The sequence below is a fragment of the Paenibacillus sp. FSL H7-0942 genome (assembly GCF_045040715.1).
GTDB classification, from domain to species: domain Bacteria; phylum Bacillota; class Bacilli; order Paenibacillales; family Paenibacillaceae; genus Paenibacillus; species Paenibacillus amylolyticus.
This window is the reverse complement of sequence record NZ_CP150279.1, coordinates 5357213-5380633: the sequence shown is the minus strand read 5'-3', so window position 1 is coordinate 5380633 and position 23421 is coordinate 5357213. Positions and strand designations below refer to the sequence as shown.

The 23421-nt window shown below is 47.4% G+C and carries 19 protein-coding genes; 14 read left to right on the top strand and 5 right to left on the bottom strand.

Annotation, left to right across the window (positions count from 1 at the left end; genetic code table 11):
- Positions 1–38: 38 nt before the first annotated feature.
- A complete protein-coding gene (locus MHI48_RS23675; RefSeq protein WP_076329164.1) occupies positions 39–779 on the top strand; it encodes an NAD-dependent protein deacylase in 741 nt (246 codons plus the stop codon).
- A gap of 78 nt (positions 780–857) precedes the next feature.
- Entirely contained in the window at positions 858–1865 is a 1008-nt protein-coding gene (gene mgrA, locus MHI48_RS23670; RefSeq protein WP_036616991.1) for an L-glyceraldehyde 3-phosphate reductase, read from the top strand.
- 80 nt (positions 1866–1945) lie between these two features.
- On the opposite strand, the gene MHI48_RS23665 is transcribed toward mgrA, so the two are convergent.
- The gene (locus MHI48_RS23665) at positions 1946–2920 is read right to left on the bottom strand and encodes an AraC family ligand binding domain-containing protein (RefSeq protein ID WP_245838414.1); all 975 of its coding nucleotides are present in this window, start codon (positions 2918–2920) and stop codon (positions 1946–1948) included.
- 153 nt (positions 2921–3073) lie between these two features.
- On the opposite strand from MHI48_RS23665, the gene MHI48_RS23660 reads away from it, so the two are divergent.
- From MHI48_RS23660 to MHI48_RS23650, 3 genes are read left to right on the top strand one after another with little or no spacing between them, the layout of a single operon-like run.
- On the top strand, positions 3074–4255 hold the full coding sequence (locus tag MHI48_RS23660; protein WP_076329163.1) for a galactokinase: 1182 nt from the start codon (positions 3074–3076) through the stop codon (positions 4253–4255).
- 1 nt (position 4256) lies between these two features.
- Complete coding sequence (gene galE, locus MHI48_RS23655; RefSeq protein WP_076329162.1) at positions 4257–5246, top strand: UDP-glucose 4-epimerase GalE; 990 nt, start codon at positions 4257–4259, stop codon at positions 5244–5246.
- Between the two features lie 14 nt (positions 5247–5260).
- Positions 5261–6859, top strand: a complete 1599-nt coding sequence (locus MHI48_RS23650) for a UDP-glucose--hexose-1-phosphate uridylyltransferase (RefSeq protein WP_076329161.1) — start codon at positions 5261–5263, stop codon at positions 6857–6859.
- Positions 6860–6921: 62 nt separating this feature from the next.
- Here the strand turns inward: MHI48_RS23650 and MHI48_RS23645 are convergent, their stop codons facing one another.
- Positions 6922–8946: a leucine-rich repeat protein gene (locus tag MHI48_RS23645; protein WP_405141989.1), complete on the bottom strand. Its 2025-nt coding sequence runs from the start codon at positions 8944–8946 to the stop codon at positions 6922–6924.
- Positions 8947–9184: 238 nt separating this feature from the next.
- Here MHI48_RS23645 and MHI48_RS23640 point away from each other — a divergent pair, with 238 nt between their 5' ends.
- The 9 genes from MHI48_RS23640 to MHI48_RS23600 all read left to right on the top strand — a co-directional run bounded on the left by MHI48_RS23640 (position 9185) and on the right by MHI48_RS23600 (position 19119).
- Entirely contained in the window at positions 9185–9772 is a 588-nt protein-coding gene (locus MHI48_RS23640) for an MSMEG_1061 family FMN-dependent PPOX-type flavoprotein (protein ID WP_235193972.1), read from the top strand.
- Between the two features lie 92 nt (positions 9773–9864).
- On the top strand, positions 9865–11028 hold the full coding sequence (locus tag MHI48_RS23635; protein ID WP_036616999.1) for an iron-containing alcohol dehydrogenase: 1164 nt from the start codon (positions 9865–9867) through the stop codon (positions 11026–11028).
- A 280-nt stretch (positions 11029–11308) separates the two neighbouring features.
- On the top strand, positions 11309–11845 hold the full coding sequence (locus MHI48_RS23630; RefSeq protein WP_017686844.1) for a hypothetical protein: 537 nt from the start codon (positions 11309–11311) through the stop codon (positions 11843–11845).
- Between the two features lie 63 nt (positions 11846–11908).
- A complete protein-coding gene (locus MHI48_RS23625) occupies positions 11909–13465 on the top strand; it encodes a flotillin family protein (RefSeq protein ID WP_036617002.1) in 1557 nt (518 codons plus the stop codon).
- Between the two features lie 165 nt (positions 13466–13630).
- A complete protein-coding gene (glcT, locus tag MHI48_RS23620; RefSeq protein WP_036617005.1) occupies positions 13631–14485 on the top strand; it encodes a glucose PTS transporter transcription antiterminator GlcT in 855 nt (284 codons plus the stop codon).
- 286 nt (positions 14486–14771) lie between these two features.
- Positions 14772–16823 (top strand): glucose-specific PTS transporter subunit IIBC, encoded by a 2052-nt coding sequence (gene ptsG, locus MHI48_RS23615; protein ID WP_036617007.1) that lies wholly within the window; start codon positions 14772–14774, stop codon positions 16821–16823.
- A 77-nt stretch (positions 16824–16900) separates the two neighbouring features.
- Entirely contained in the window at positions 16901–17176 is a 276-nt protein-coding gene (locus MHI48_RS23610; protein WP_036617010.1) for an HPr family phosphocarrier protein, read from the top strand.
- Positions 17169–18881 carry a phosphoenolpyruvate--protein phosphotransferase gene (gene ptsP / locus MHI48_RS23605; RefSeq protein ID WP_047844045.1) on the top strand — a complete coding sequence of 571 codons (1713 nt, stop codon included), beginning with the start codon at positions 17169–17171 and terminating at the stop codon, positions 18879–18881. The genes MHI48_RS23610 and ptsP overlap by 8 nt, the downstream gene beginning before the upstream one ends.
- The gene (locus MHI48_RS23600) at positions 18853–19119 is read left to right on the top strand and encodes a hypothetical protein (RefSeq protein ID WP_143781477.1); all 267 of its coding nucleotides are present in this window, start codon (positions 18853–18855) and stop codon (positions 19117–19119) included. The genes ptsP and MHI48_RS23600 overlap by 29 nt, the downstream gene beginning before the upstream one ends.
- A gap of 14 nt (positions 19120–19133) precedes the next feature.
- Here MHI48_RS23600 and gcvPB read toward each other — a convergent pair whose 3' ends face one another.
- The 3 genes from gcvPB to gcvT all read right to left on the bottom strand — a co-directional run bounded on the left by gcvPB (position 19134) and on the right by gcvT (position 23193).
- Positions 19134–20573, bottom strand: a complete 1440-nt coding sequence (gcvPB, locus tag MHI48_RS23595) for an aminomethyl-transferring glycine dehydrogenase subunit GcvPB (RefSeq protein ID WP_076329200.1) — start codon at positions 20571–20573, stop codon at positions 19134–19136.
- Positions 20574–20704: 131 nt separating this feature from the next.
- The gene (gcvPA, locus tag MHI48_RS23590; protein WP_076329158.1) at positions 20705–22060 is read right to left on the bottom strand and encodes an aminomethyl-transferring glycine dehydrogenase subunit GcvPA; all 1356 of its coding nucleotides are present in this window, start codon (positions 22058–22060) and stop codon (positions 20705–20707) included.
- On the bottom strand, positions 22057–23193 hold the full coding sequence (gene gcvT, locus MHI48_RS23585; RefSeq protein WP_076329157.1) for a glycine cleavage system aminomethyltransferase GcvT: 1137 nt from the start codon (positions 23191–23193) through the stop codon (positions 22057–22059). Before gcvT ends, gcvPA begins: the two co-directional genes overlap by 4 nt.
- Positions 23194–23421 lie beyond the last annotated feature (228 nt).

The following is a 23421-nucleotide window of genomic DNA, read 5'->3' as shown; positions in this document are numbered from 1 at the left end:
CCCTGGCTTGGTTGAACGATATAAAAGGAGGAGAGAGGATGAACGCAACAGAACAACTGGCTGCATGGATTCAGGAAAGCTCCCGGATTGTTTTTTTCGGAGGGGCCGGGACTTCAACGGAAAGCGGGATTCCCGACTTCCGCTCGGCTGCGGGTCTGTATCAGACGGAGCAGCATTCGCCTTATCCACCGGAAGAGTTATTAAGCCGGCATTTTTTTGATCAACATGCCGATATTTTTTATGATTTTTATCGAGGTAAAATGCTTCATCCAGATGCGGAACCGAATGGGTGCCATCGACTATTGGCCCGTCTGGAGCAGGCGGGAAAACTTCAGGCAGTGATCACGCAAAATATCGACGGACTACATCAGAAGGCAGGTAGCAGCAATGTTTTTGAACTTCACGGCTCAATTCATCGTAATGCCTGCATGGATTGCAAGCAGTTTTATACGCTGAATGATATTATACAGTCCCAATATACCGTGCCTCGCTGTACCACATGTGGTGGTGTGATCAAACCGGATGTGGTGTTGTACGAAGAGGAGCTGGATCAGACGACTTTGTATCGTTCCATTGATGCACTGTCTTCTGCAGATCTGTTACTCGTGGGAGGCACGTCACTGACGGTATATCCGGCGGCCCAGTTAATTACGTATTTTCAGGGAAAACATACCGTTCTGCTCAACGCTACACCTACCGCTTACGACCGCAGGGCTGATTTGCTGATTACAGAGCCGATTGGCGAGGTAATGAATAATGTGGACCAGCTTCTTGGTTGAACGTATGGACTGAATAACCGCATTCTCCGGTATAGACTGGATACAAGAGGCGGAACCTGGGGAAAGAAGGGATTCATAATGGTCTACGTAGCAAGCGATACTCGCTATGAAACGATGAAATATAACCGCGTTGGACGTTCAGGTTTGAAACTGCCAGCGATTTCACTGGGGCTGTGGCATAATTTTGGCGGTATTAATAACGCTGAGAATGGCCGTAATATGATTACCCGATCATTTGATCTGGGCATTACACATTTTGACCTTGCCAACAACTATGGCCCACCGGCAGGTTCGGCAGAGCAGTTATTTGGACAGGTACTGGCCCAGGATCTGAAACCTTATCGTGATGAACTGGTGATCTCCACCAAAGCGGGGTATTATATGTGGCCCGGACCGTATGGCGAGTGGGGTTCACGCAAAAATCTGGTATCCAGTCTGAATCAGAGCTTGAAGCGTATGGGCCTGGATTATGTGGATATTTTCTATTCACATCGTTATGATCCCGAAACACCTTTGGAAGAAACGATGATGGCACTGGATCATATTGTTCGCTCAGGCAAAGCCCTTTATGTAGGGATCTCCAACTATCCCGCAGAGCAGACGAGACAGGCTGCCGAAATTCTGAAAGGTCTGGGTACGCCCCTGTTAATCCATCAACCGAAATACTCGCTGCTGGACCGCTGGATTGAAGATGGTTTGCAGGACGTGCTGGATGAGTATGGAACAGGCAGTATTGCATTCTGTCCATTGGCACAAGGTGTGCTCACGAACAAATACTTGAATGGTATCCCGGAAGACTCACGTGCCAAAGGACCGTCGGTATTCCTGAATGAAAACAACATCTCTCCAGAGACGCTCCGCAAAGTGCGTGCGCTGAACCAGATTGCAGCAGCCCGTGGTCAGAGTTTGGCCCAATTTTCACTCTCATGGGTGCTGCGTAATGGCAGGGTAACTTCCGCGCTTATTGGCGCAAGTCGTCCTTCCCAGATTGAAGAGAATGTGGCTGCACTCAGCCAATTGGATTTCTCTACAGAGGAATTGGAACGGATTGAATCCATCCTGTCTCCAGAGCCTGACGACAAATAAATAAAGTGTAAAAGGTGCATCTTAGCCATAATGGCGGAATGCACCTTTTTTTGTCGTACGTGTTCCGTCCGTTGTGTTGCTCACCGTTTGATTTGTTGAGCATTCTGCTGTAACCCCTGATGTAGTGGACGGGACAGTATTTTCTCTCGATACAAGCTAGGCGCTTCACCGTGAAATCGTTTGAACTGTTTGGAGAAATATAGTGCGTCTGGCAGTCCAACCGATGCAGATACCTGTTCGATGGACAGATCCGGGCGTTCTCTCAGGAGTTGGCGCGACTTGTCGATCCGTAGTTTTAGCAGATAGGTGACTGGGGAAAGTCCAGTTTCCTGTTTGAAAATACGGGATAAATACGCGCGGTTGTATCCAAGACTCGCAGACATTTGTTCGATGGAGACAGGGTAGGCATATTGGGTAGACATATATTGAATCATCTGTTTCACCGTACGTCGGATGGAGGATTCACCGGGAATTAAGGTTTGACCCTGCGAAAGGTGATTCTGTGCTTCGGCTAGAATCATATATAACGTACCCAGTGATGTGAAATGGGAGCTTTCTTTGCGCTCCGCAAAAGCATCCTGCATCACGGATAGCCAATCGGATATTCCACAGGATGGTCCAGCATGAAAAACGGACTTCTCCGGGCGGAATCCAGCCTCCTCGGCATGCTGGGCAGCCTGGCTGCCTGTGAAGGCGATCCAGCGGTATTGCCATGGGTTGCGGGCATGGGATTGGTAGCTCACCAGTTGCCCGGGATGAATGAGGAAACAATCACCTGCGGATAACTCGTAGGTGTGCAGTTCGGTACGGAACGTACCCGCCCCTTTTTCTACATAATGCAGCAGATAATAATCAAACAATTTAGGACCGAGGGCGTGACCCGGAAGGGTCTGGCTTGCTCCGGCAAACAGGACATGCAGTGCGCCTTGTTCATAATAGACCGGATTGGAGGCAACCGAATAACTGAGTGCTCCGCTTTTACCGGAAGGTGATTCCTGTATTTTTTCGTTAGAAGATGCAAGGGATTCTTTCTTGGGGTTGGATTGATCTGACATGGTCGTTTCCTTCTTTCCGGGATGCTCCGATCATTATACGCCTTAAGGTCACATTTATCCATATGAAACACACATGGTTGCATTACAAGAGGCACCGCTTTCTTATATAATAACATTAAGAAAACCACAACAACGAGGCGAGGTGCACCAGCAGTGAACGTAACTGAATTGAAACAAAAGTTTATTGAGAAGTACGGAGAGAGTGAAGCGGACATCCGTGTATTTCATGCCCCTGGGCGTGTGAATCTGATCGGTGAGCACATTGATTATAACGGTGGCTACGTGCTTCCGGCAGCACTTGAATTCGGAACAACATTGATCATTCGTGAGCGTGAGGACAACAAGTTGCAACTGGCTTCCACGAACATGTCTTATGAAGGGGTACTAGACACTTCCTCCATCGGTAAGGAAAAAACCGGAGAATGGACCGACTATCCTGTTGGTGTCATGGTTGAATTGCAGGGCAAAGGCGTGAATGTAACAAAAGGCTACGACTTCTTGTACCACGGGGAGATTCCGAACGGGGCAGGACTTTCATCATCTGCATCTCTGGAGGTACTCACCGGATTTGCGATTCAGTCTCTGGAGGGTGTATCGGATATTGATACGGTTCAACTGGCGCTTTTGTCCCAGAAAGCGGAAAATGAGTTCGTAGGCGTCAACTGTGGAATCATGGATCAGTTCGCTGTCGCAAACGGTGCTCAGGATCACGCGATCCTGCTGATGTGTGACACACTGGAATACGAAAAGGTTCCTTTCCGTACAGGCTCCTACAAATTGGTCATCGGTAACACGAACAAACGCCGCGGTCTGGTGGATTCGGCCTACAATGAACGTCGCTCCCAATGCGAGCAGGCACTTGCCATCTTGAAGGAACAGCTGCCTGCACTGAATTACCTGGCTCAATTGACGCCGGAGCAGTTCTTAACACTACAGGATCAGATCAAGGATGAGAAAGTAAGACAGCGTGCACAACATGTTGTGGAAGAGAACGCTCGTGTGCTCGCATCAGTCGAAGCATTGCAGGGTAACGATCTGGAAACCTTCGGTAAGCTGATGAACGCTTCTCATGAATCGCTTCGTGACTTGTACGAAGTAAGCTGTGATGAGCTGGACGTTATGGTTGAAGAAGCTCAGCGGATTCCAGGCACGCTTGGTGCTCGGATGACTGGCGCAGGATTTGGCGGTTGTACCGTATCACTTGTGCATGAGAATGATGTCGAGCGTTTTGTAAGTGAAGTGGGCGCTGCATATGAAGCGCGTACCCGTCTCAAAGGTGATTTCTATGTATGCGGTGTAGGTGATGGTGTTAAAGAATTGAAGGAGGCGAAGTAAAATGGCAATTTTGGTGACAGGTGGAGCAGGGTATATTGGATCTCATACGGTAGCAGCATTGTTGGAACGTGGGGAAGAGGTTGTTGTACTGGATAACTTGCAGACAGGGCATCGTGAAGCGTTGCTCGGCGGTAAGTTGTATGAAGGGGATCTGCGTGACAAAGAAATTCTGGCGAAGCTGTTCGCTGAGAATTCAATCGATGCAGTCATTCACTTTGCAGCCAACTCACTCGTAGGCGAGAGTATGAAAGACCCGGTTAAATATTATGACAACAACGTGTTTGGTACACTCTGTCTGTTGGAAGCGATGAATGCAGCGAACGTACGCCGCATCGTCTTCTCCTCTACAGCAGCTACCTACGGTGAGCCTGAGAAAGTGCCAATCGAAGAGAGTGATCGTACAGAACCAACCAACGTATACGGCGAAACAAAGCTGATGATGGAGCGCATGATGTCATGGTTCGATAAAGTTCAGGATATCAAATACGTTTCCTTACGTTACTTCAATGCAGCCGGTGCTCATGACAGCGGCAAAATTGGTGAAGATCACCAACCAGAGAGTCACTTGATTCCACTTGTACTGCAAACAGCATTGAAACAACGCCCGCACATCGCCGTGTTTGGTGACGACTATGCAACAGAAGATGGCACATGTATCCGTGACTATATCCACGTGAGCGACTTGGCTGATGCACATCTGCGTGCAGTAGATTATCTTCGCAAAGGTGAGAACAGCAATGTGTTCAACCTGGGTAACGGTACAGGATTCTCGGTAAAACAAGTGATCGAAACAGCTAAAAAAGTGACTGGCCTGGATATCCCGGTTGTACAGGAGCCACGTCGTGCAGGTGATCCGGCTGTGCTGGTAGCTTCATCTGCAAAAGCAAGATCTGTCCTGGGTTGGAATCCAAAATGGACCAATCTGGAAGATGTCATTCAAAGCGCTTGGAGATGGCACCAATCACGTCCTGACGGCTACGGAAAAAACTAGGAGGCGAACACCTTATGTCACAGACTCATATTGCAGCAGGTGCCACAGAGCGGACACCGGAGCAGCAGGAAGCACTGCATGCCATTGAACGTCTGGTTGCATTTGCCTTGCAGAAACAATTAATCGAGGAAGCGGATTGGGATTACAGCCGCAACCTCTTGCTGGAACAATTCGGATTCTCAGAGCCTTATGCCGGAGCGTTGGACACGACAGTGCCCGATGGCCCACAGGCGATGCTGGATACGTTGATCGATTATGGATTCACTATTGGACTCATTCCTGAAAATAGCGATACATTCCGTGATTTGCTGGATGCCAAAATCATGGGCCATTTGATGGCACGCCCATCTGAAGTGGTACGCACATTCCGCCACACGGAGCAGACGGAAGGCATTGAGGCGGCCACATCTCAATTCTATGACTTGTCGATTAACTCCAACTACATTCGGATGGATCGGATCTCGAAGAACGTCTACTGGACACAGGACACGGCCTATGGAGACATGGAGATTACTATCAACCTGTCAAAACCGGAGAAAAGTCCAAAGGAAATTGCCATGGCGAAATTGCTTCCGCCTCCGGTATATCCAAAATGCCAACTGTGTCGTGAAAATGTAGGTTACGCTGGTCGGGTGAATCACCCGGCCCGCCAGAATCTGAGAGTTATTCCGTTGGAGCTTAACAACGAGCCTTGGTTGTTCCAATACTCGCCGTATGTGTACTATAACGAGCACTGCATCATTTTCCATCATGATCATGTGCCGATGAAATTAACCAAAGATACACTGCGCAGACTGCTTGCCTTTGTCGGGGAGTACCCACACTACTTTATCGGATCTAACGCGGATCTGCCGATTGTAGGTGGGTCGATTCTGACACATGACCATTTCCAGGGTGGACGTCATACATTCGCTATTCAAAATGCACAGCCAGAGGCGGTCTTCCGCCATGCGGATGCACCTGGACTTACATTGAGTCTCGTGAAATGGCCAATGTCCGTAATGCGTCTGGCTTCACACGATCCTGCAGAGTTGCTTGAAGCGGGTAACGCCGTATATGAAGCGTGGAAGGTCTACAGTGATTCTGCTGTGGATATCGAAGCATTCAGTGAAGTGGACGGGGAACAAGTACCACACAATACGGTAACACCAATCGTTCGTCGCAGTGCAGATGGTGGTTATGAGATGGATCTTGTATTACGTAACAATCGTACGAATGATGTGCATCCAGAAGGCATTTTCCATCCGCACCGTGAAATGCACCATCTGAAGAAAGAAAACATTGGTCTGATCGAAGTGATGGGGCTTGCCATCCTGCCAGGTCGTTTGAAAGAAGAACTCGACAGTATCGCGGATATTCTCGCTGGAGATGCCAAACTTGCTGAAGCCGCCAAAGCTTCTGATCATGTGTTGAACAAACATCTGGGCTGGGCGGAAGAATTGATTGAACGGTTTGGTCCTAACCTGGACAAAGAACAAGCCGTTGCCATTGTACAGCAGGAAGTCGGCTTGAAATTCGCCGAGATTCTGGAACATGCAGGGGTCTACAAATATGATGAAGCAGGACGCCAGGCTTTCCGTCGTTTTGTGAGCAGCATGGGATACACTGAATAGACAGGTAGAACGATGAACACCAGCCCATAATACAAGGGCTGGTGTTTTTTTGAATATGATTTTTAACGGAGTTGTGAGCCAGTCGTTTGTTCTGTTGGAATTGAACGATAGATCAGGGCAGCCAGCTCGGCTCGGGTTAGGGAGTCATCCGGCCTGAACTGTCCGTGATATCCCACAACCATTCGAGTCTCGGCCAGTGTGGCTATGTAGTCGTGAGCCCAGTGGGAGGAGGGCACATCCTCAAAAGAACTCGTTTGGATCAGCGGCAGGTCCAGCGCGAGTACCAGAATTTTTGCTGCCTCAGCACGTGTAAGTACAGCATCCGGATGGAAGAAATCATTTAAGCCGTTCGAAATATGGAATCCATCAATAAGGCCAACCTCCTGTAGTCGAGATATAGCATCAAAGTAGGGATGTGTCGGCTCTACATCTTCAAAGGGAGTAGCCTTTCGGATTATTGGTAGCTCAAACGCTCCGTTGATTATACCAGCCATGTGTTTACGCAAGATTGGCTGATTAGGCCTGAATGTGGCATCGGGATATCCCTCTATCAGTCCACGTGCAGCGATACTTTCAATCATCAAGCGTGCCCAATGGATTGAAATATCACTGAACACAACTGGGGTCAAAGGTGTTGTTGGTTCTTTAGGTTTAGGTTCAACTTTAAGTTTAGGTTCGGTTTTAAGTTCCGTTCCTGTATCAGGTTCCTGGGATGATGCGTCAGTAATAGAGCTACTTGTCCAGAAAGAAGGACTGCCACCATGGTTTTCAGAGCTATCAGTCTTTACCCATTTGGCATATAGTGTTATGTCCCGACTTACAGTATCTCGGTCAAAATTCCAGGGAAGAGATAATGCCGAATCTATGTACCATCCATCAAATGAAAACCCGCTCTTGCTGGGCTGAGTGGGAGGCGCTATTGCTTGATTATTCCTAGTAATAGTAGAGGAAACGGGGCTTCCGCCTTGAGAATCAAAAGAGACGGTCAAAGTTGAAATGGGATCGTCCTTATTCGTATCTTTGGACGCAGTTGTCACTGAACTCGTCCACTTGGCGTATAGCGTGATGTCCCCAGTCACGGTATCTCTGGCAAAATCCCAGGGAAGGGAGTATACCGAATCTATGTACCAGCCTTCAAACAAAAACTCGTCCTTGGTAGGCTGAGTGGGAGGTACAATGGTTTGCCCATAAGTGGCTTGAGTGACCGCAACCGGGGTCCCTCCATTGGAGTCGAAGGAGACGACCATATTCAATTTTTGAAAGGGAATGCTATAAAAGTTAGCGAAGTTTTGAGCCTCTGAAGGATCAAAACCCGTAATAATAAGGGATGAGTTACCATCAAACGCTAAGAAACCAATTGACAAGACACTAGCTGGAATGAAGACAGACGCCAACCGATTGTCCGCAAATGCCATCGCCCCAATAGAGGAGACACTATCCGGAATGACGACAGAAGTGAGTTGATTGTCCATAAATGTAGCATGTCCAATGGAAGAGACACGATTTGGAATAACAATGGAAGTCAGCTGGTTAGATGCAAACGCCCAGTATCCAATAGTTGAGACATTCTCTGGGATAACGACAGTAGTCAGTTTATTGTTTGTAAATGCACTATTTCCGATCGACATAACAGTTTCGGGAATAACGACAGAGGCCAGTTGGTTGTTAGTGAATGTGGAGTTCCCAATTGTGGATACACTGTCCGGAATGACGACAGAGGTCAGCCGGTTGTATGCAAATGCCAAGTCTCCAATAGTCGTGACAGTCTCTGGAATGACGATAGAAGTCAGTTGATTGATTTCAAATGCCCTTTCTCCAATAGTGAAGACGGTATGCGGAATAACTACAGAAGTCAAATGATCGCTGTAAAATGCTTTTTCACCAATAGAAGTAACTGGTTGACCGCCAATGGTTTCGGGAATAATGACATCTTTCGAAGTGCCCACATAGTCGTTTATTGTGATTCCATGAGCATTAGCGCTCGTTATGAAGTCTTTTTCTTTATTCGGCTCAGCATACATAACCATCTGTCCCCAGGGTACGAGGAACATTAGCAGAGCAAAGACGAAGATGCTTGCTTTTTTCAATCCAATAACCTCCTTATATTTATATTAAGAATTTTGAAGTTCTTTTGGTTACAGTACAACTGTTAGATGATATTAACAATACTGAATCTCCAATAGGTGACCCGAGGGGACATGGGGGCGCGGTATTTGAATGACGGCACTCATATTCGTTCTCAGAAATGGAAGATGTCAGTTCCCGCATGTATAATGGTGGAAAGCCATTGAATACATAACTCAATGAAGAAACGGGGACGAACAATTGGAAAAGAAGGCATTGAATATTCCGTTGATTACAGATGCTGAGGAACTGCAAGGCATGGTGGGTGAACCGCATGAACATGTGCGTAACAAGGCAATTTCATTTGTGGATTCACATGTTCAGAACTTTATATCCATGTCACCATTATTTTTCCTCTCCACCTCCGATCGTGATGGAAAAAGTGATGTGTCACCTCGGGGTGATGGAGCAGGATTTGTGAAAGTCTATGATACATATCGGCTCGTTTATCCCGAACGCCCAGGCAATCGGCGGATAGACTCGTTGTTGAACATGTTGTCGAACCCTGGTATTGGTATGCTCTTTTTGATTCCGGGTATGAATGAAGTGCTGCGTATTAATGGCACAGCATCCATTACCAAGGATGAGGAATTCATCGCCAGTATGGGCTGGAGTGGTAAAACCATAGGTGCGGCTGTCATTGTAGATGTGGAAGAGTGTTTTATCCATTGTCCGCGGGCATTCAAACAGGCTGGATTATGGGCCACAGAAACATGGGTGGATGCTGAAAATTTGCCTTCATCTAGCGAGATGTTTCGAGCTCATTTGGAGATTAACGGGTTGTTATAAAGTGAGCGACTATCGATTTGTTTTTCTATAAACAGGGTACTATAATTGGAGTTGCACAAAAATACTAAACTCCATTGGAGGCGACAATAGATATGAGATCTTTCCAATTCTATAATCCAACCCGGCTGATTTTCGGCAAAGGACAACTGGAAGCATTAAAGACAGAAGTGCCGAAATACGGTAAACGGGTTCTGCTTGTATATGGTGGCGGCAGTATCAAACGCAGTGGTCTGTACGATCAAGTGATCGGTTTGCTTAAGGAAGCTGGAGCAGAAGTGACTGAACTGGCAGGTGTGGAACCTAACCCACGTCTTTCTACGGTGCATAAAGGGGTAGACCTCTGTAAAACAAATAACATCGACCTGATCCTCGCTGTAGGTGGCGGCAGTGTACTGGACTGCTCCAAAGCTATTGCTGTAGGTGCCAAATATGATGGCGATATGTGGGATTTTGCTCAGCGCAAAGCCGTTGCACAGGACGCTCTTCCACTCGGTACCGTATTGACCATGGCGGCAACTGGTTCGGAGATGAACTCCGGTTCGGTTATTACGAATCAGGATACACAAGAAAAATTGGGCTGGGGTAGCGCATACTCATTCCCTGCATTCTCTATCCTGGATCCGGTGAATACATACACTGTTCCGCTGGACCAAACGGTATACGGCATGGTGGATATGATGTCCCACGTATTGGAGCATTACTTCCATCTGGATGCCAATACACCGGTTCAACTCGGCTTCTGTGAGACGATTCTGCGTACTGTCATGGAAGCAGCGCCACGTCTGGTTGAAGACCTGGAGAACTTTGAACTGCGCGAAACAATTCTGTATTGCGGAACAATGGCACTGAATGGCGTGCTGAATATGGGTCTCGCAGGAGATTGGGCAACACATAATATTGAACATGCGGTTTCCGCAGTGTATGATATCCCACACGGCGGTGGACTTGCAATCTTGTTCCCACACTGGATGAAACATAACCTGGACGTGAATGTGGATCGATTCAAACGTCTGGCAATTAATGTATTCGAAGTGAACCCTGAAGGCAAGTCGGACAGACAGATTGCCGAAGAAGGTATCGATGCGCTCAGCAAATTCTGGACATCCATTGGTGCACCTAACCGTTTGGCTGATTACGATATCGATGATAGCCAGATCGACGTAATGGCAGACAAAGCGATGCTGTTTGGCCCATTCGGTAATTTCAAGAAACTGCAACGGGAAGATGTTGTATCCATCTACACGGCTTCTCTGTAATTCTATAATCACTGACAAGTGAACGGACACATCCTGTTGTCCAATAAACCGCAAGTCTCCTTCATGGGGGCCTTGCGGTTTTTTCATGTATTCGGGCTGTACACGTGAATGATGGAGGAACATGAAGCAAGAAGAACAGAATGTCGTGATAATACCCATTATCGGGTTCAGAATACATTTGAGGAAAGATTTTGAAACATTTTGATGTTAGCTACGTATTTATTTACATGTGGAATGCCCAGTTAGGATGAATTTGCGGCAGAGAGAGGAGGAACAGGGGATGGAGACAATTTATTGGGGGTGTCTGATCGGAGGAGCAATATTTGCGGTTGTCAGCCTTGTGCTTGGTGACTTGATTGACGGCTTGCTGGACGGAGCCTTCGAAATGCCAGGTCTTGATTTTTTCAAACCCGTTGTGTTAGCTGGTTCCATTACAACCTTCGGTGGGGCAGGCATTATGTTAACACGTTATAGTTCATTAAGTGCGATGTCGGGTCTAATATTATCCCTGCTTATAGGTATTGCTGCAGCCATGCTGGTATTCTTCGCATATATCAAACCGATGCGTAACAGCGATGTCTCGATTGCGTTTTCAATGAAAGAGTTATCTGGGAAAATTGGGGAAATCACCATTCCGGTGCCGGAAAAAGGTTTTGGCGAAGTGATGATTCGTTTTGCTTCCGGCAGTACGATTCAAACGGCATCCAGTTTTGAACACCTCCCCATTGCGGCGGGAGCCCGTGTTGTCGTAGTGGATGTTGTAGATGGTGTACTGCGTGTGTCGGAATGGGATGAAAATGTACTTAAAGATTTATAAAGTATTCTTATCACCTAAGTAGTTTAAGCACTCATCATGAATGAATAAGGGGAGAGATGTGGAATGGATAATTTGAATTTGAATTGGGATGTATTGCTGATTCCTATAGTTGTAGTCGGTGTCATTCTAATTTTAGGTTTGGCTTTCTGGGCGAGATACAAAACGGTTGGACCGGATGAGGCGATGATCGTTACGGGATCATTCCTGGGTAGCAAAAATATCTCCGATGATGATTCTGGACGGAAAATTAAAATTGTTCGTGGTGGCGGTGCATTTATCCTGCCGATATTCCAGCAATCCGAATTTATCTCCTTGTTATCCCATAAGCTGGATGTCTCCACACCTGAAGTGTACACGGAACAGGGTGTTCCGGTTATCGCTGACGGTGTCGCTATTATCAAGGTAGGGGGCGCTGTAGAGGACGTTGCTACGGCAGCTGAGCAATTCATCGGTAAACCTGTAGAAGCGCTGAGAAGCGAAGCACAGGAGGTTCTGGAGGGACATTTGCGGGCCATCCTCGGTACAATGACGGTGGAAGAAGTATATCGGAACCGGGATCGGTTTGCGCAAGAGGTTCAAGGCGTAGCAGCTAGAGATCTGAAGAAAATGGGCCTTCAAATTGTCTCATTTACCATCAAGGATGTTCGTGATAAACAGGGCTACCTGGATGCTCTCGGTAAACCGAGAATTGCGGCAGTGAAGCGAGATGCTGAGATAGCTGAAGCGGAAGCGATGCGTGATGCACGTATTCAGAAGGCCAATGCAGAAGAGCAGGGTCAAAAAGCAGAGTTGCTGCGTGATACCAATATCGCTGAGGCAGCCAAAGAGAAAGAACTGAAAGTAGCCACGTTTAAGCGGGATCAGGATACAGCCAAAGCGGAAGCCGACCAGGCTTACCATATCCATGAAGCGCGCGCGAGACAGACCGTGGTGGAGGAAGAAATGAAGGTTGAACTCGTTCGTAAAGAACGTGAGATTGACCTCCAGGAAAAAGAAATCGTCGTACGTGAGAAACAATACGATGCTGAAGTGAAGAAAAAGGCAGAAGCGGATCGTTATGCGGTAGAGCAGGCTGCCGAAGCGGATAAAGCCAAAAGAATGCGTGAAGCTGATGCAGTACAGTATTCCATCGAAACACATGCCAAAGCAACAGCTGAACAGAAGCGACTTGAAGGTCAGGCCATGGCGGATGCGGAACTTGCCAAAGGTACAGCAGATGCAGAAGTTATTCGTTTGCGTGGTCTTGCAGAAGCAGAAGCAAAAGAAAAACTGGCCGAAGCGTTCCAGAAGTTTGGCGAAGCAGCTGTACTCGATATCATTGTCAAAATGCTGCCTGAACTGGCTGGTAAAATTGCAGAGCCAATTGCATCCATTGATAAACTGACGGTGGTAGATACAGGTAAAGGTGAAGGTGCAGCACGAGTGAGTAACTATGTTACTGAACTTATGGCGACCGCTCCAGAGATGCTCAAAAGTGTATCCGGCATCGATGTAGAGCAGCTGATTAAAGGCCTTACGAAGTCTAAAACACCTGCGCCAGTTGCAATTCAACAGAGCGAGGCTGTTACAACTCCTTCTATAATCGACAAGATTGTGGAAAGAGCTGGAGTTGACGAGTAAGAAGCACTTCGAATCTTGCATGGTTGCTCTATTGACCTTAAGGCGAATTTTTGTTACTTTTTAAGCGAGACGTCCGGCGCGGTTTGCCCGCTCCGGGTGTCTTTTCGTTCGTAACAGGGTGTGACTTAATCACACCTAAGATGGTGTGAAAAAGAGGTGCAAACAATGAGCAACTTGCATGTAGATAAAGCGCTAAATAATAATGTAATCATTGCACAGCATCCAGAACACGGGGAAGTCGTTGTTATTGGTAAAGGCATTGGCTTTAACCGAAAACCGAGTGATCACATTCCATTGATGGCTGTGGAGAAAATGTTCATTTTGAAAAACCAGCAGGAGCAAGAGCAGTACAAACAGCTTCTTCCACAGGTGGATGAAGCACTGATCGAGATTATTAACGAAGTTATTACGTATATTGCAGAGCGTACGGACGTTCCTCTGAATGAACATATCCATATTGCATTAACCGATCACATTTCTTTCGCGTTAAAACGCAAGGAGCAGGGCATTATCATACAAAATCCATTTTTATATGAAACCCGCGAGATTTATCCTGAAGAATATCGAATGGGAGAATACGCTGTTCGTCTGATCAAAGAGAAAATGGGTGTAGATCTGGGGATGGATGAGATTGGTTTTGTTGCCCTCCATATCTATAGCGCAATGACCAATCAAAATATATCCCAGGTACGTGAGCATTCACAATTGATCACTGATTTGGTGAACCTGGTGTCTGATCAACTCGATTATTCGTTTGAAACGGAATCGCTGGATTACTCTCGTTTGCTGACGCATCTTCGTTTTGCCCTTGAGCGTGTTCGCCGTGGAGACAAAGTGGAAGAGCTTCATAAGTTGGATTCCCTACTTAAGTTAGAGTATCCCGAAATGTACTCGCTTGCATGGAAACTGACCAAAGTAATGGAGAAAAGACTGAAACTGCCGGTTTATCCTGCAGAGGTAGGTTATCTGACCATTCATCTGCAAAGGCTGAATCAGCGGAAGGAAGAAGAGAATAAGTGAGATCATTCCAGTGATGGAATGTGGAATTTATTTTTTTGGTGTAAAGGCTTGCAATAGATTAGAACTGGTGCTACAATGGTTTCCGTAATCAAGCAACTGAATAAACATAAGCGACGTGTTACTGACTCGATCAGGCATGAGTTAATTAAAGTGTGATTGTTCTTTCCTTGCACAGGGTATGCTATACCCCAAGGTTGGCACAGTTTACTTTATTAATTCATGCCTTTTTTGTGTTCCCTTGCTTGCATCACAACATATAAATTAGACGAAAGGGAGAAACGACGCGATGTTCAAAAAGCTTTTTGGTGTATTGCAAAGAGTAGGTAAAGCTCTCATGCTGCCTGTAGCCATTCTACCTGCGGCAGGTTTGCTGCTCGGAATTGGTAACATGCTGGTTAATCCAGATTTCTTGCAATATGTAACGGCGCTCGACACCCCTTGGGTGAACTCGATCGCAACAATTATGATGAACGCAGGTCAGATCGTATTTGATAATCTGGCATTGCTGTTCGCCGTCGGCGTAGCTGTCGGATTGGCTGGTGGCGAAGGCGTTGCAGGTCTTGCAGCGATCATCGGTTACCTGGTCATGAATGTTACATTAGGATCTGCAGTAGGTGTTACTCCGGCAATGATCGGTGAAGTACCGGGTTATGCCAGCATCTTGGGTATCCCAACATTAAGTACAGGCGTGTTCGGAGGTATTATCATAGGTATTGCCGCCGCGCTGTGTTACAATCGATTTTTCAAAATCGAACTGCCGTCTTACCTCGGTTTCTTTGCAGGTAAACGTTTCGTTCCGATTATCACATCGGTAGTATCCCTTGTAATCGGGTTGCTTCTGGTGATTATCTGGCCTCCGATTCAAAATGGACTGAATGCTGTATCTCACTTCATGGTAGATACAAGTCCGACCTTGTCGGCGTTCATCTTTGGAGTTGTGGAACGGTCATTGATTCCGTTCGGTTTGCATCACATTTTCTACTCCCCATTCTGGTTTGAGTTTGGTGAGTATGTGAATAAAGCCGGAGATGTTATTCGTGGGGATCAGAAGATTTTCTTCAGCCAGTTACGTGATGGCGTTGCTCTCACAGCAGGAACATTCCAAGTTGGTAAATTCCCGTTCATGATGTTCGGTTTGCCAGCAGCGGCACTTGCGATGTACCATGAAGCAAGACCGGAGCACAAAAAGTATGTTGCAGGGATCATGGGTTCAGCTGCGCTGACCTCGTTCCTGACAGGGATTACAGAGCCACTTGAGTTCTCGTTCCTGTTTGTAGCACCAATCCTGTTTGCAGTACACTGTATCTTTGCAGGTTTGTCTTTCATGACCATGCAAATTCTGGGTGTAAAGATCGGTATGACCTTCTCCGGTGGGTTCATTGACTTCCTGATCTTCGGGATTATTCCGAACCGTACACCTTGGTGGGACGTTATTATTGTCGGATTGGTTCTTGCGGTGATCTATTACTTCGGTTTCCGGTTTATCATTCGCAAATTCAATCTCAAAACACCAGGACGTGAAGATGCAACGCCTGAAACCGAATCTGGCGGAGGCTCTGGTTCAACGGATGACCTGCCACATAACATTCTCGAAGCTTTCGGTGGCAAGGAAAATATCAAACATCTGGACGCTTGTATTACTCGTTTGCGGATCGAAGTTAATGAGAAATCCAATGTGAAAAAAGATCGTTTGAAACAATTGGGTGCATCTGGTGTCCTTGAAGTGGGTAATAATGTTCAAGCCATCTTCGGAACACGTTCCGACACGATCAAATCTCAGATGCAGGATATTATCGCAGGACGAACACCAGCACCAACGCCAGCAGCTGCCAAACCAACTCCTGAAGAGGAAAAGGCACAAGGTGAGCAAGGCGAGCGCATTGTTGCTGAGGATATCGTCATGCCAGTCAATGGTGAATTGCTGGACATTACAAACGTACCTGATCCGGTCTTTGCTGAGAAAATGACAGGTGATGGGTTCGCAATTTTGCCACATGATGGTACGATAACTTCTCCTGTGTATGGTAAAGTGTTTAATGTATTTCCAAGCAAACATGCCGTGGGCATCATGTCCGATGGTGGCAAGGAAGTGCTTGTTCATATAGGTGTTAATACGGTGAAGCTGAAAGGTCAAGGCTTTAACGTACTGGTACAGGAAGGTGATCTGGTATCGGCAGGTCAGCCGATTATGGAAGTGGATCTGGAGTATGTCAAAGCAAACGCTCCTTCGATCATTTCTCCAGTTATTTTCACCAACCTGCCAGAGGGCTCCACGGTAACTCTGAAGAAGAGTGGAGTGCTGAAAGTTGGCGAACAGCCAATCATTGAGATAAAATAAGAAGTGTTACGACGATGGCAAGCAAGTGTAAATATATGCAATGCCTAAACCAAACTACCGAAAGTGAGATGATTGTAATGCAACAAACATTCAGAATTACAGACGAAGATGGTATCCACGCACGTCCGGCGACAGCCCTGGTTAATACAGCAAACAAATTCAAAGGTGCAGAATCCTTTGCAGAAGCTAACGGTAAAAAAGTAACTTTGAAATCTATTCTGGGTGTTCTTTCCCTCGGATTGGAACAAGGCGACACCATCAGCATCATCGTTGAAGGCGAAGGCGAAGCTGAAGCTCTTCAAGCTTTGACTGACGTTATGGTTAACGAAGGGTTGGGCGAAATTAATGCTTAATGTCTCCGGGATCGCGGCTTCGGCGGGCATTGCTATCGCCAAGGCGTTTATCTTGGAGCATCCTGACTACTCTGTAGAAAAACGCCAAATTAACGACGTTGACGCAGAGATCGCGAAACTCGACTCAGCTCTGGGTAAATCCCAGGCTGAGCTTGAGGCGATCAAAGAGCGTACTTTACAAGAGCTTGGCGAGAAAAAAGCTGAAATTTTTGCTTCGCATTTGCTCATTCTGAATGACCCTGAACTGATTGATCCGGTTAAAGCTAGAATTGCGGATGACATGATCAATGCAGAATTTGCTTTGAACGAAACAGCATCGCAATTTATCTCCATGTTTGAGAACATGAAGAGTGCTTACCTGCAGGAACGTGCTGCAGATATGCGTGATGTTACCAAACGTGTGCTAAATCACTTGCTTGGTATCGACTTCATGAGTCCAGCTGAGATCAATGAAGAAGTGATCGTGCTTGCGGAGGATCTAACACCTTCCGACACGGCTCAATTGAACCGTCAATTTGTTAAAGGTTTTGCAACCAACATTGGTGGACGTACTTCTCACTCCGCGATTATGGCTCGCTCTCTTGAAATTCCGGCTGTTGTTGGAACCAAGGACATCTTGGCTCAAGCGAAACAAGGCGATATGATTATTGTTGACGGTCTGGATGGCCACGTCCTGGTTAACCCTACTGATGAAGTTATTGCTGAATACCGTGCCAAACAGGAACAGTATGATGCACAACGTGCAGAGTGGAGAAAACTTCGTGATGAACCAACGGTAACGGTGGACAACGTTCATGTTGAACTTGCAGCCAACATCGGTACACCGAATGATGTAACAGGTGTTCTGGAGAACGGCGGCGAGGCTGTAGGCCTGTACCGTACCGAGTTCTTGTACATGGGCAGAGACAAGCTTCCTTCCGAAGACATTCAGTATAATGCTTACAAAGCGGTACTGGAAAAAATGGAAGGCAAACCTGTCGTTGTTCGTACACTGGACATCGGTGGAGACAAAGAGCTTCCATACCTGGATCTGCCAAAAGAAATGAATCCATTCCTCGGCTTCCGCGCAGTTCGTCTGTGTCTGGACCGTCTGGATATCTTCCGTACACAATTGCGTGCATTGCTGCGTGCAAGCGTACATGGAAACCTGCGTGTCATGTTCCCAATGATCGCAACACTCGGTGAATTCCGTGAAGCAAAAGCTGTCTTGCTCGAAGAGAAAGAAAAGCTGGTTGCTGAAGGTATTGCTGTTTCTGACAGCATTCAACTCGGAATCATGGTCGAAATTCCTTCGACTGCAGTTCTGGCGGATCAGTTTGCAAAAGAAGTGGATTTCTTCAGTATCGGAACGAACGATCTGATTCAATACACGATGGCTGCTGACCGTATGAACGAACGAGTGGCGTATCTGTATCAACCTTACAACCCGGCCATTTTGCGTTTGGTTAAAATGGTTATCGATGCAGCGCATCGTGAAGGCAAATGGGTTGGCATGTGTGGTGAGATGGCAGGAGACGAAACAGCAATTCCATTGCTGCTTGGTCTTGGATTGGATGAGTTCAGCATGAGCGCAACCTCCATTCTGCCAGCTCGTAGTCAGATCACCAAGCTGTCCCGTGCGGATATGCAGGAACTGGCTGCTAAAGCTCTGGATATGCAAACGGCTGAACAAGTTGTTGAATTGGTTCAAAGCATTCAAGCGTAATTTTGCCGGGGTTTCCTCCGGATTTGAGGTTTTTCTTTTTCCGATAATGAGCTGCATTGATGCAGCGATTTTTGCCGATATCCGCGATTCATTGTGGATATCGGCTTTTTTTGTTATAAACGTTGAGAAATACTCTAACAGGATGATGGCGAGCTGTAAGATTGACATGACATCAGGAAAAGGGAAGGCAACACAAAAAGCTCTTGCTGATTGGAATATCAGCAAGAGCTTTTTGTGATAACAATGATTTAATTAACTGCAAGCGCAGTTCAGTACAGGTTTGCGAGCGGCGGTGGTTTCATCCAGACGAGTGACCGGTGTTCCGTAAGGTGCGTTGAGTACCAATTCTGGTGTCTCTTCCGCTTCTTTGGCAATCCGTATCATCGTATCAATGAAGCCATCCAGCGTTTCTTTACTTTCGGTTTCTGTCGGCTCGATCATGATGCATTCCTCCACGTTGAGCGGGAAGTACACCGTAGGTGGGTGATATCCAAAATCAAGCAATCGTTTGGCAACATCAAGTGTGCGCACACCGTATTGCTTCAAACCCCGACCAGACATGACAAATTCATGTTTACATACGCCTGGATACGGAATCTCGTAGTAAGGTGCGAGACGGGCCATCATATAATTAGCATTCAGTACCGCGCATTCAGAGACTCGGCGTAACCCTTCCGGTCCATAGGTACGAATGTAGGCATAGGCACGTACCAATATACCGAAGTTACCGTAGTAGGCTTTCACCCGGCCAATGGATTGATCGCCTTCACGATCGAATGCATACATACCATCATCATTCTTGATCACCATTGGTTTAGGCAGGAATGGAATCAGGCGATTCTTCACACCAACTGGTCCGGAACCTGGTCCACCACCGCCATGAGGCGTACTCATCGTTTTGTGCAAGTTCAGATGCACCACGTCAAAGCCCATATCACCCGGACGGGTAATGCCCATAATGGCATTGGAGTTGGCTCCATCGTAGTACAACAAGCCACCAGCCTGATGTACGATGGATGCAATCTCCTGAATGTCTTTCTCGAACAAACCAAGTGTATTCGGGTTGGTCAGCATCAATGCTGCCGTATCGGAACCAACGGCCGCACGGAGCGCGTCCAGATCGACCAGTCCGTCTGCACGGGATGGAATTGTCACAGTCTCAAATCCTGCAACGGTTGCACTTGCCGGGTTGGTACCATGAGAGGAATCAGGCACGATGACTTTGGTACGTTGTTCGCCACGACCTTCGTGGTAGGCACGAATCATCATAAGTCCAGTCCATTCTCCATGAGCACCAGCGGCTGGTTGCAGGGTCACAGCGTCCATACCTGTCAGACCTGCAAGGTCGTTTTGCAACGTATATAACAGTTCAAGTGCACCTTGAATGCTGGATTCATGCTGGTACGGATGGATTTTGGCAAAACCGTTGTAACGGGCAACATCCTCATTAATCTTTGGATTGTATTTCATCGTACAAGAGCCCAGTGGATAGAATCCGTTATCTACGCCGAAGTTGCGGCGGGACAGGGCGGTATAGTGTCGAATAACATCGACCTCAAACACTTCCGGCAGCGCTGCTGCTTCCGAACGGAGCATTTCCCGGGGAATCAACGTATCGGCAGCTTGACGAGGAACGTCACATTCTGGCAAGGAATAAGCGACACGCCCCGGGCTGCTGAGTTCAAAAATCAATGATTGTTCCGAAGCAGGAGATAAGGTCTGTGCACTAAATGTTGTATCCGTCTCAGGTTGAACCGAAGTGGAGACAGAGGTACCTGTTTCCGATTGTCCTTGTACCGATGTTGTCGTCGTCGTTTCCTGAGTCACAGCGATCCCTCCAATACTCGTGCGAATTCGTCAATCTCTTCCTTACTGCGTCGTTCGGTAACAGCAATCAGCATATGTCCGGCAAGCTCTGGATAATCACGTCCAAGTTCGTAACCACCAATGAAGCCCCCATCCAGCAGTTTCAATTGAAGAGCATCCACATCTGTTCCCTCAGGAAGCTGAATAACAAACTCATTAAATGTTGGTGCATTAAAAGTAAGGCTAACTCTAGGAATCGCAGTTAATGTATTGAGGGTGTAATGACTCTTTTGCAAATTCAGATCCGCGACATCGATCATTCCTTGTTTACCCATGATGGACATATATACAGATGCGCTGAGTGCAAGCAAAGCCTGGTTGGAACAGATGTTGGATGTCGCCTTTTCGCGTCGGATGTGCTGTTCACGTGCTTGCAATGTCAGTACAAAACCACGCTTGCCATTGCGATCGGTTGTTTGGCCTACAATTCGGCCAGGAATTCGGCGCATATGAGGCTGGGATACTGCGAAATATCCGCATGTCGGGCCGCCGAGTGAAGCGGCGATGCCAAGGGGTTGCGCATCACCTACAACGATGTCGGCACCCAGCTTGCCTGGGGCTTCCAGCAGACCCAGCGATAGCGGGTTTGCACTTACAACGAGCAGGCCCTTGTGCGCATGCACGAGGTCGGCAGCCTGCTTCACATTTTCCACAGCACCAAAGAAGTTCGGACTCTGGATCATGACAGCAGCGGTATCGTCCGATATGGCGGCTTGCAGGGCATCCCAATCAGTGACGCCATCCTTATAACCAATCTCGACAATCTCCAGACGGAGTCCGTGCGCATACGCCTGCAATACCTGACGGGCTTCCGGATGAACGGTACGGGATACGATGAGCTGTTTGCGACGAGTTGCCGCTGCGGCCAGATTACCTGCTTCCGCAAAAGCTGTTGCGCCGTCATACATACTGGCATTGGCTACAGCCATACCGGTTAATTCACAGATGTAGGATTGAAATTCGAAAATGGCCTGTAGTTCACCTTGGCTGATCTCGGGCTGATAAGGTGTGTAGGCAGTGTAGAACTCGGAACGGGAAATGACATGATTGATGACGGAAGGAACATGATGATCATATATGCCAGCGCCGAGGAAGCTGGCGTGTGTTTCGAAATTGGCGTTGGCGCCAGCTTGTTTGGACATGTGACGTGTCAGCGCATATTCATCAAGTTTGGAGGATACGGGCAGCTCGCCCTGATAACGAATCTCTTTTGGAATGTCCTGAAACAGATCCTCCAGCGTATCCACACCGATGGTTGCGAGCATGGCGCTCTGATCTTGTTCAGTCATGGGAATGTAACGGTGCTTGCTCATGCTTGATCAGCTCCTTGAGTAGGTGTCTTCGACGTACGTGTCCGTTTATGAAAAGGGGTCTTCACGACCTCGGCTCTTAATTTCTTGCCGCGGATCTCAATCTCAAGCGGGGTTCCCAGCGCAGCGTATTTGCTGTCGATGAGGGCAAGCCCCAGATTACGTTTCAATGTAGGTGATTGCGTACCTGTTGTCACTTCACCAATCCGTACGCCTTCGGCGTAAATCGGATAGTGGGGGCGGGGAATACCGCGCTCCAACACTTCGATGCCGACCAGTTTGCGGGCGGGCCCGTCAGTTTTTTGCTGTAACAAGGCTTCGTGTCCGATAAAAGGTCCGGCATTCAGCTTCACAAACATACCTACGCCAGCTTCGAGTGGAGAGATAGTTGCCGACAATTCCTGTCCATACAGAGGGAGCTTTGCTTCAAAGCGCAGTGTATCCCGGGCACCAAGTCCGGTTGGTACGAGTCCGTGACCTTCACCGGCTTGCATTAATCCATTCCAGACCACAGCAGCCTGGTCCGCAGGAACATATAGTTCAAAGCCATCTTCACCGGTATAACCGGTACGGGACAACAGTAATTTTACTCCACATACTTCAGCATCCTGCACAAAACGAAACGGTTCAATCGAGGATAGATCCGTATCTGTAACTTTCCCGATAATGTCTACAGCCAGTGGACCTTGCAAGGCGAGCAGCGCTGTCTGCTCCGAATCATTGGTCATGCTCACGCCAGGGATCAAGTGCTCTTGCAGCCACGCCCAATCCTTGTCGATGTTGGAGGCGTTAACCACAAGCATATAATGCTGATCTTCCAGCTTATACACGAGCAGATCATCCACCACACCGCCATTTGGATAACACATCAGGGTGTACTGGGCTTGACCGGGAACCAGCGTGGTCACATCATTGGTCATCATTTGTTGCAAAAAAACTTCAGCCTGCTCACCCTGTACCGTGAATTCGCCCATATGGGATACATCAAACAGCCCGGCACGCTCACGCACCGCTTCATGTTCTTTCTGGATTCCGCTAAATTGCACCGGAAGCTCCCAGCCTCCAAAATCAATGCACCGTACGCCTTCGTATTGCTGATATAGTGGGAAGAGTGGTGTTCTAAGCAAATCGGACATCAAATCACCTCGTCATGGGCCGTCAGCCGGCCGGATATACAATCGTGGATCAATGAACCAGGGTATTTTTAAATTTTCAGCTAGATATTTTCATCACATAAGTATGGTAAGGGCAGCTATGGCAGCGCCGTTCTACATCCTGTTTTTCGTTTTTTGGGAAAAAGGAAAAGGACAGGCCAAAGAATCGGCATGCCAAGTAGCACGCTGTATTCTAAGGCTCTGTCCCTT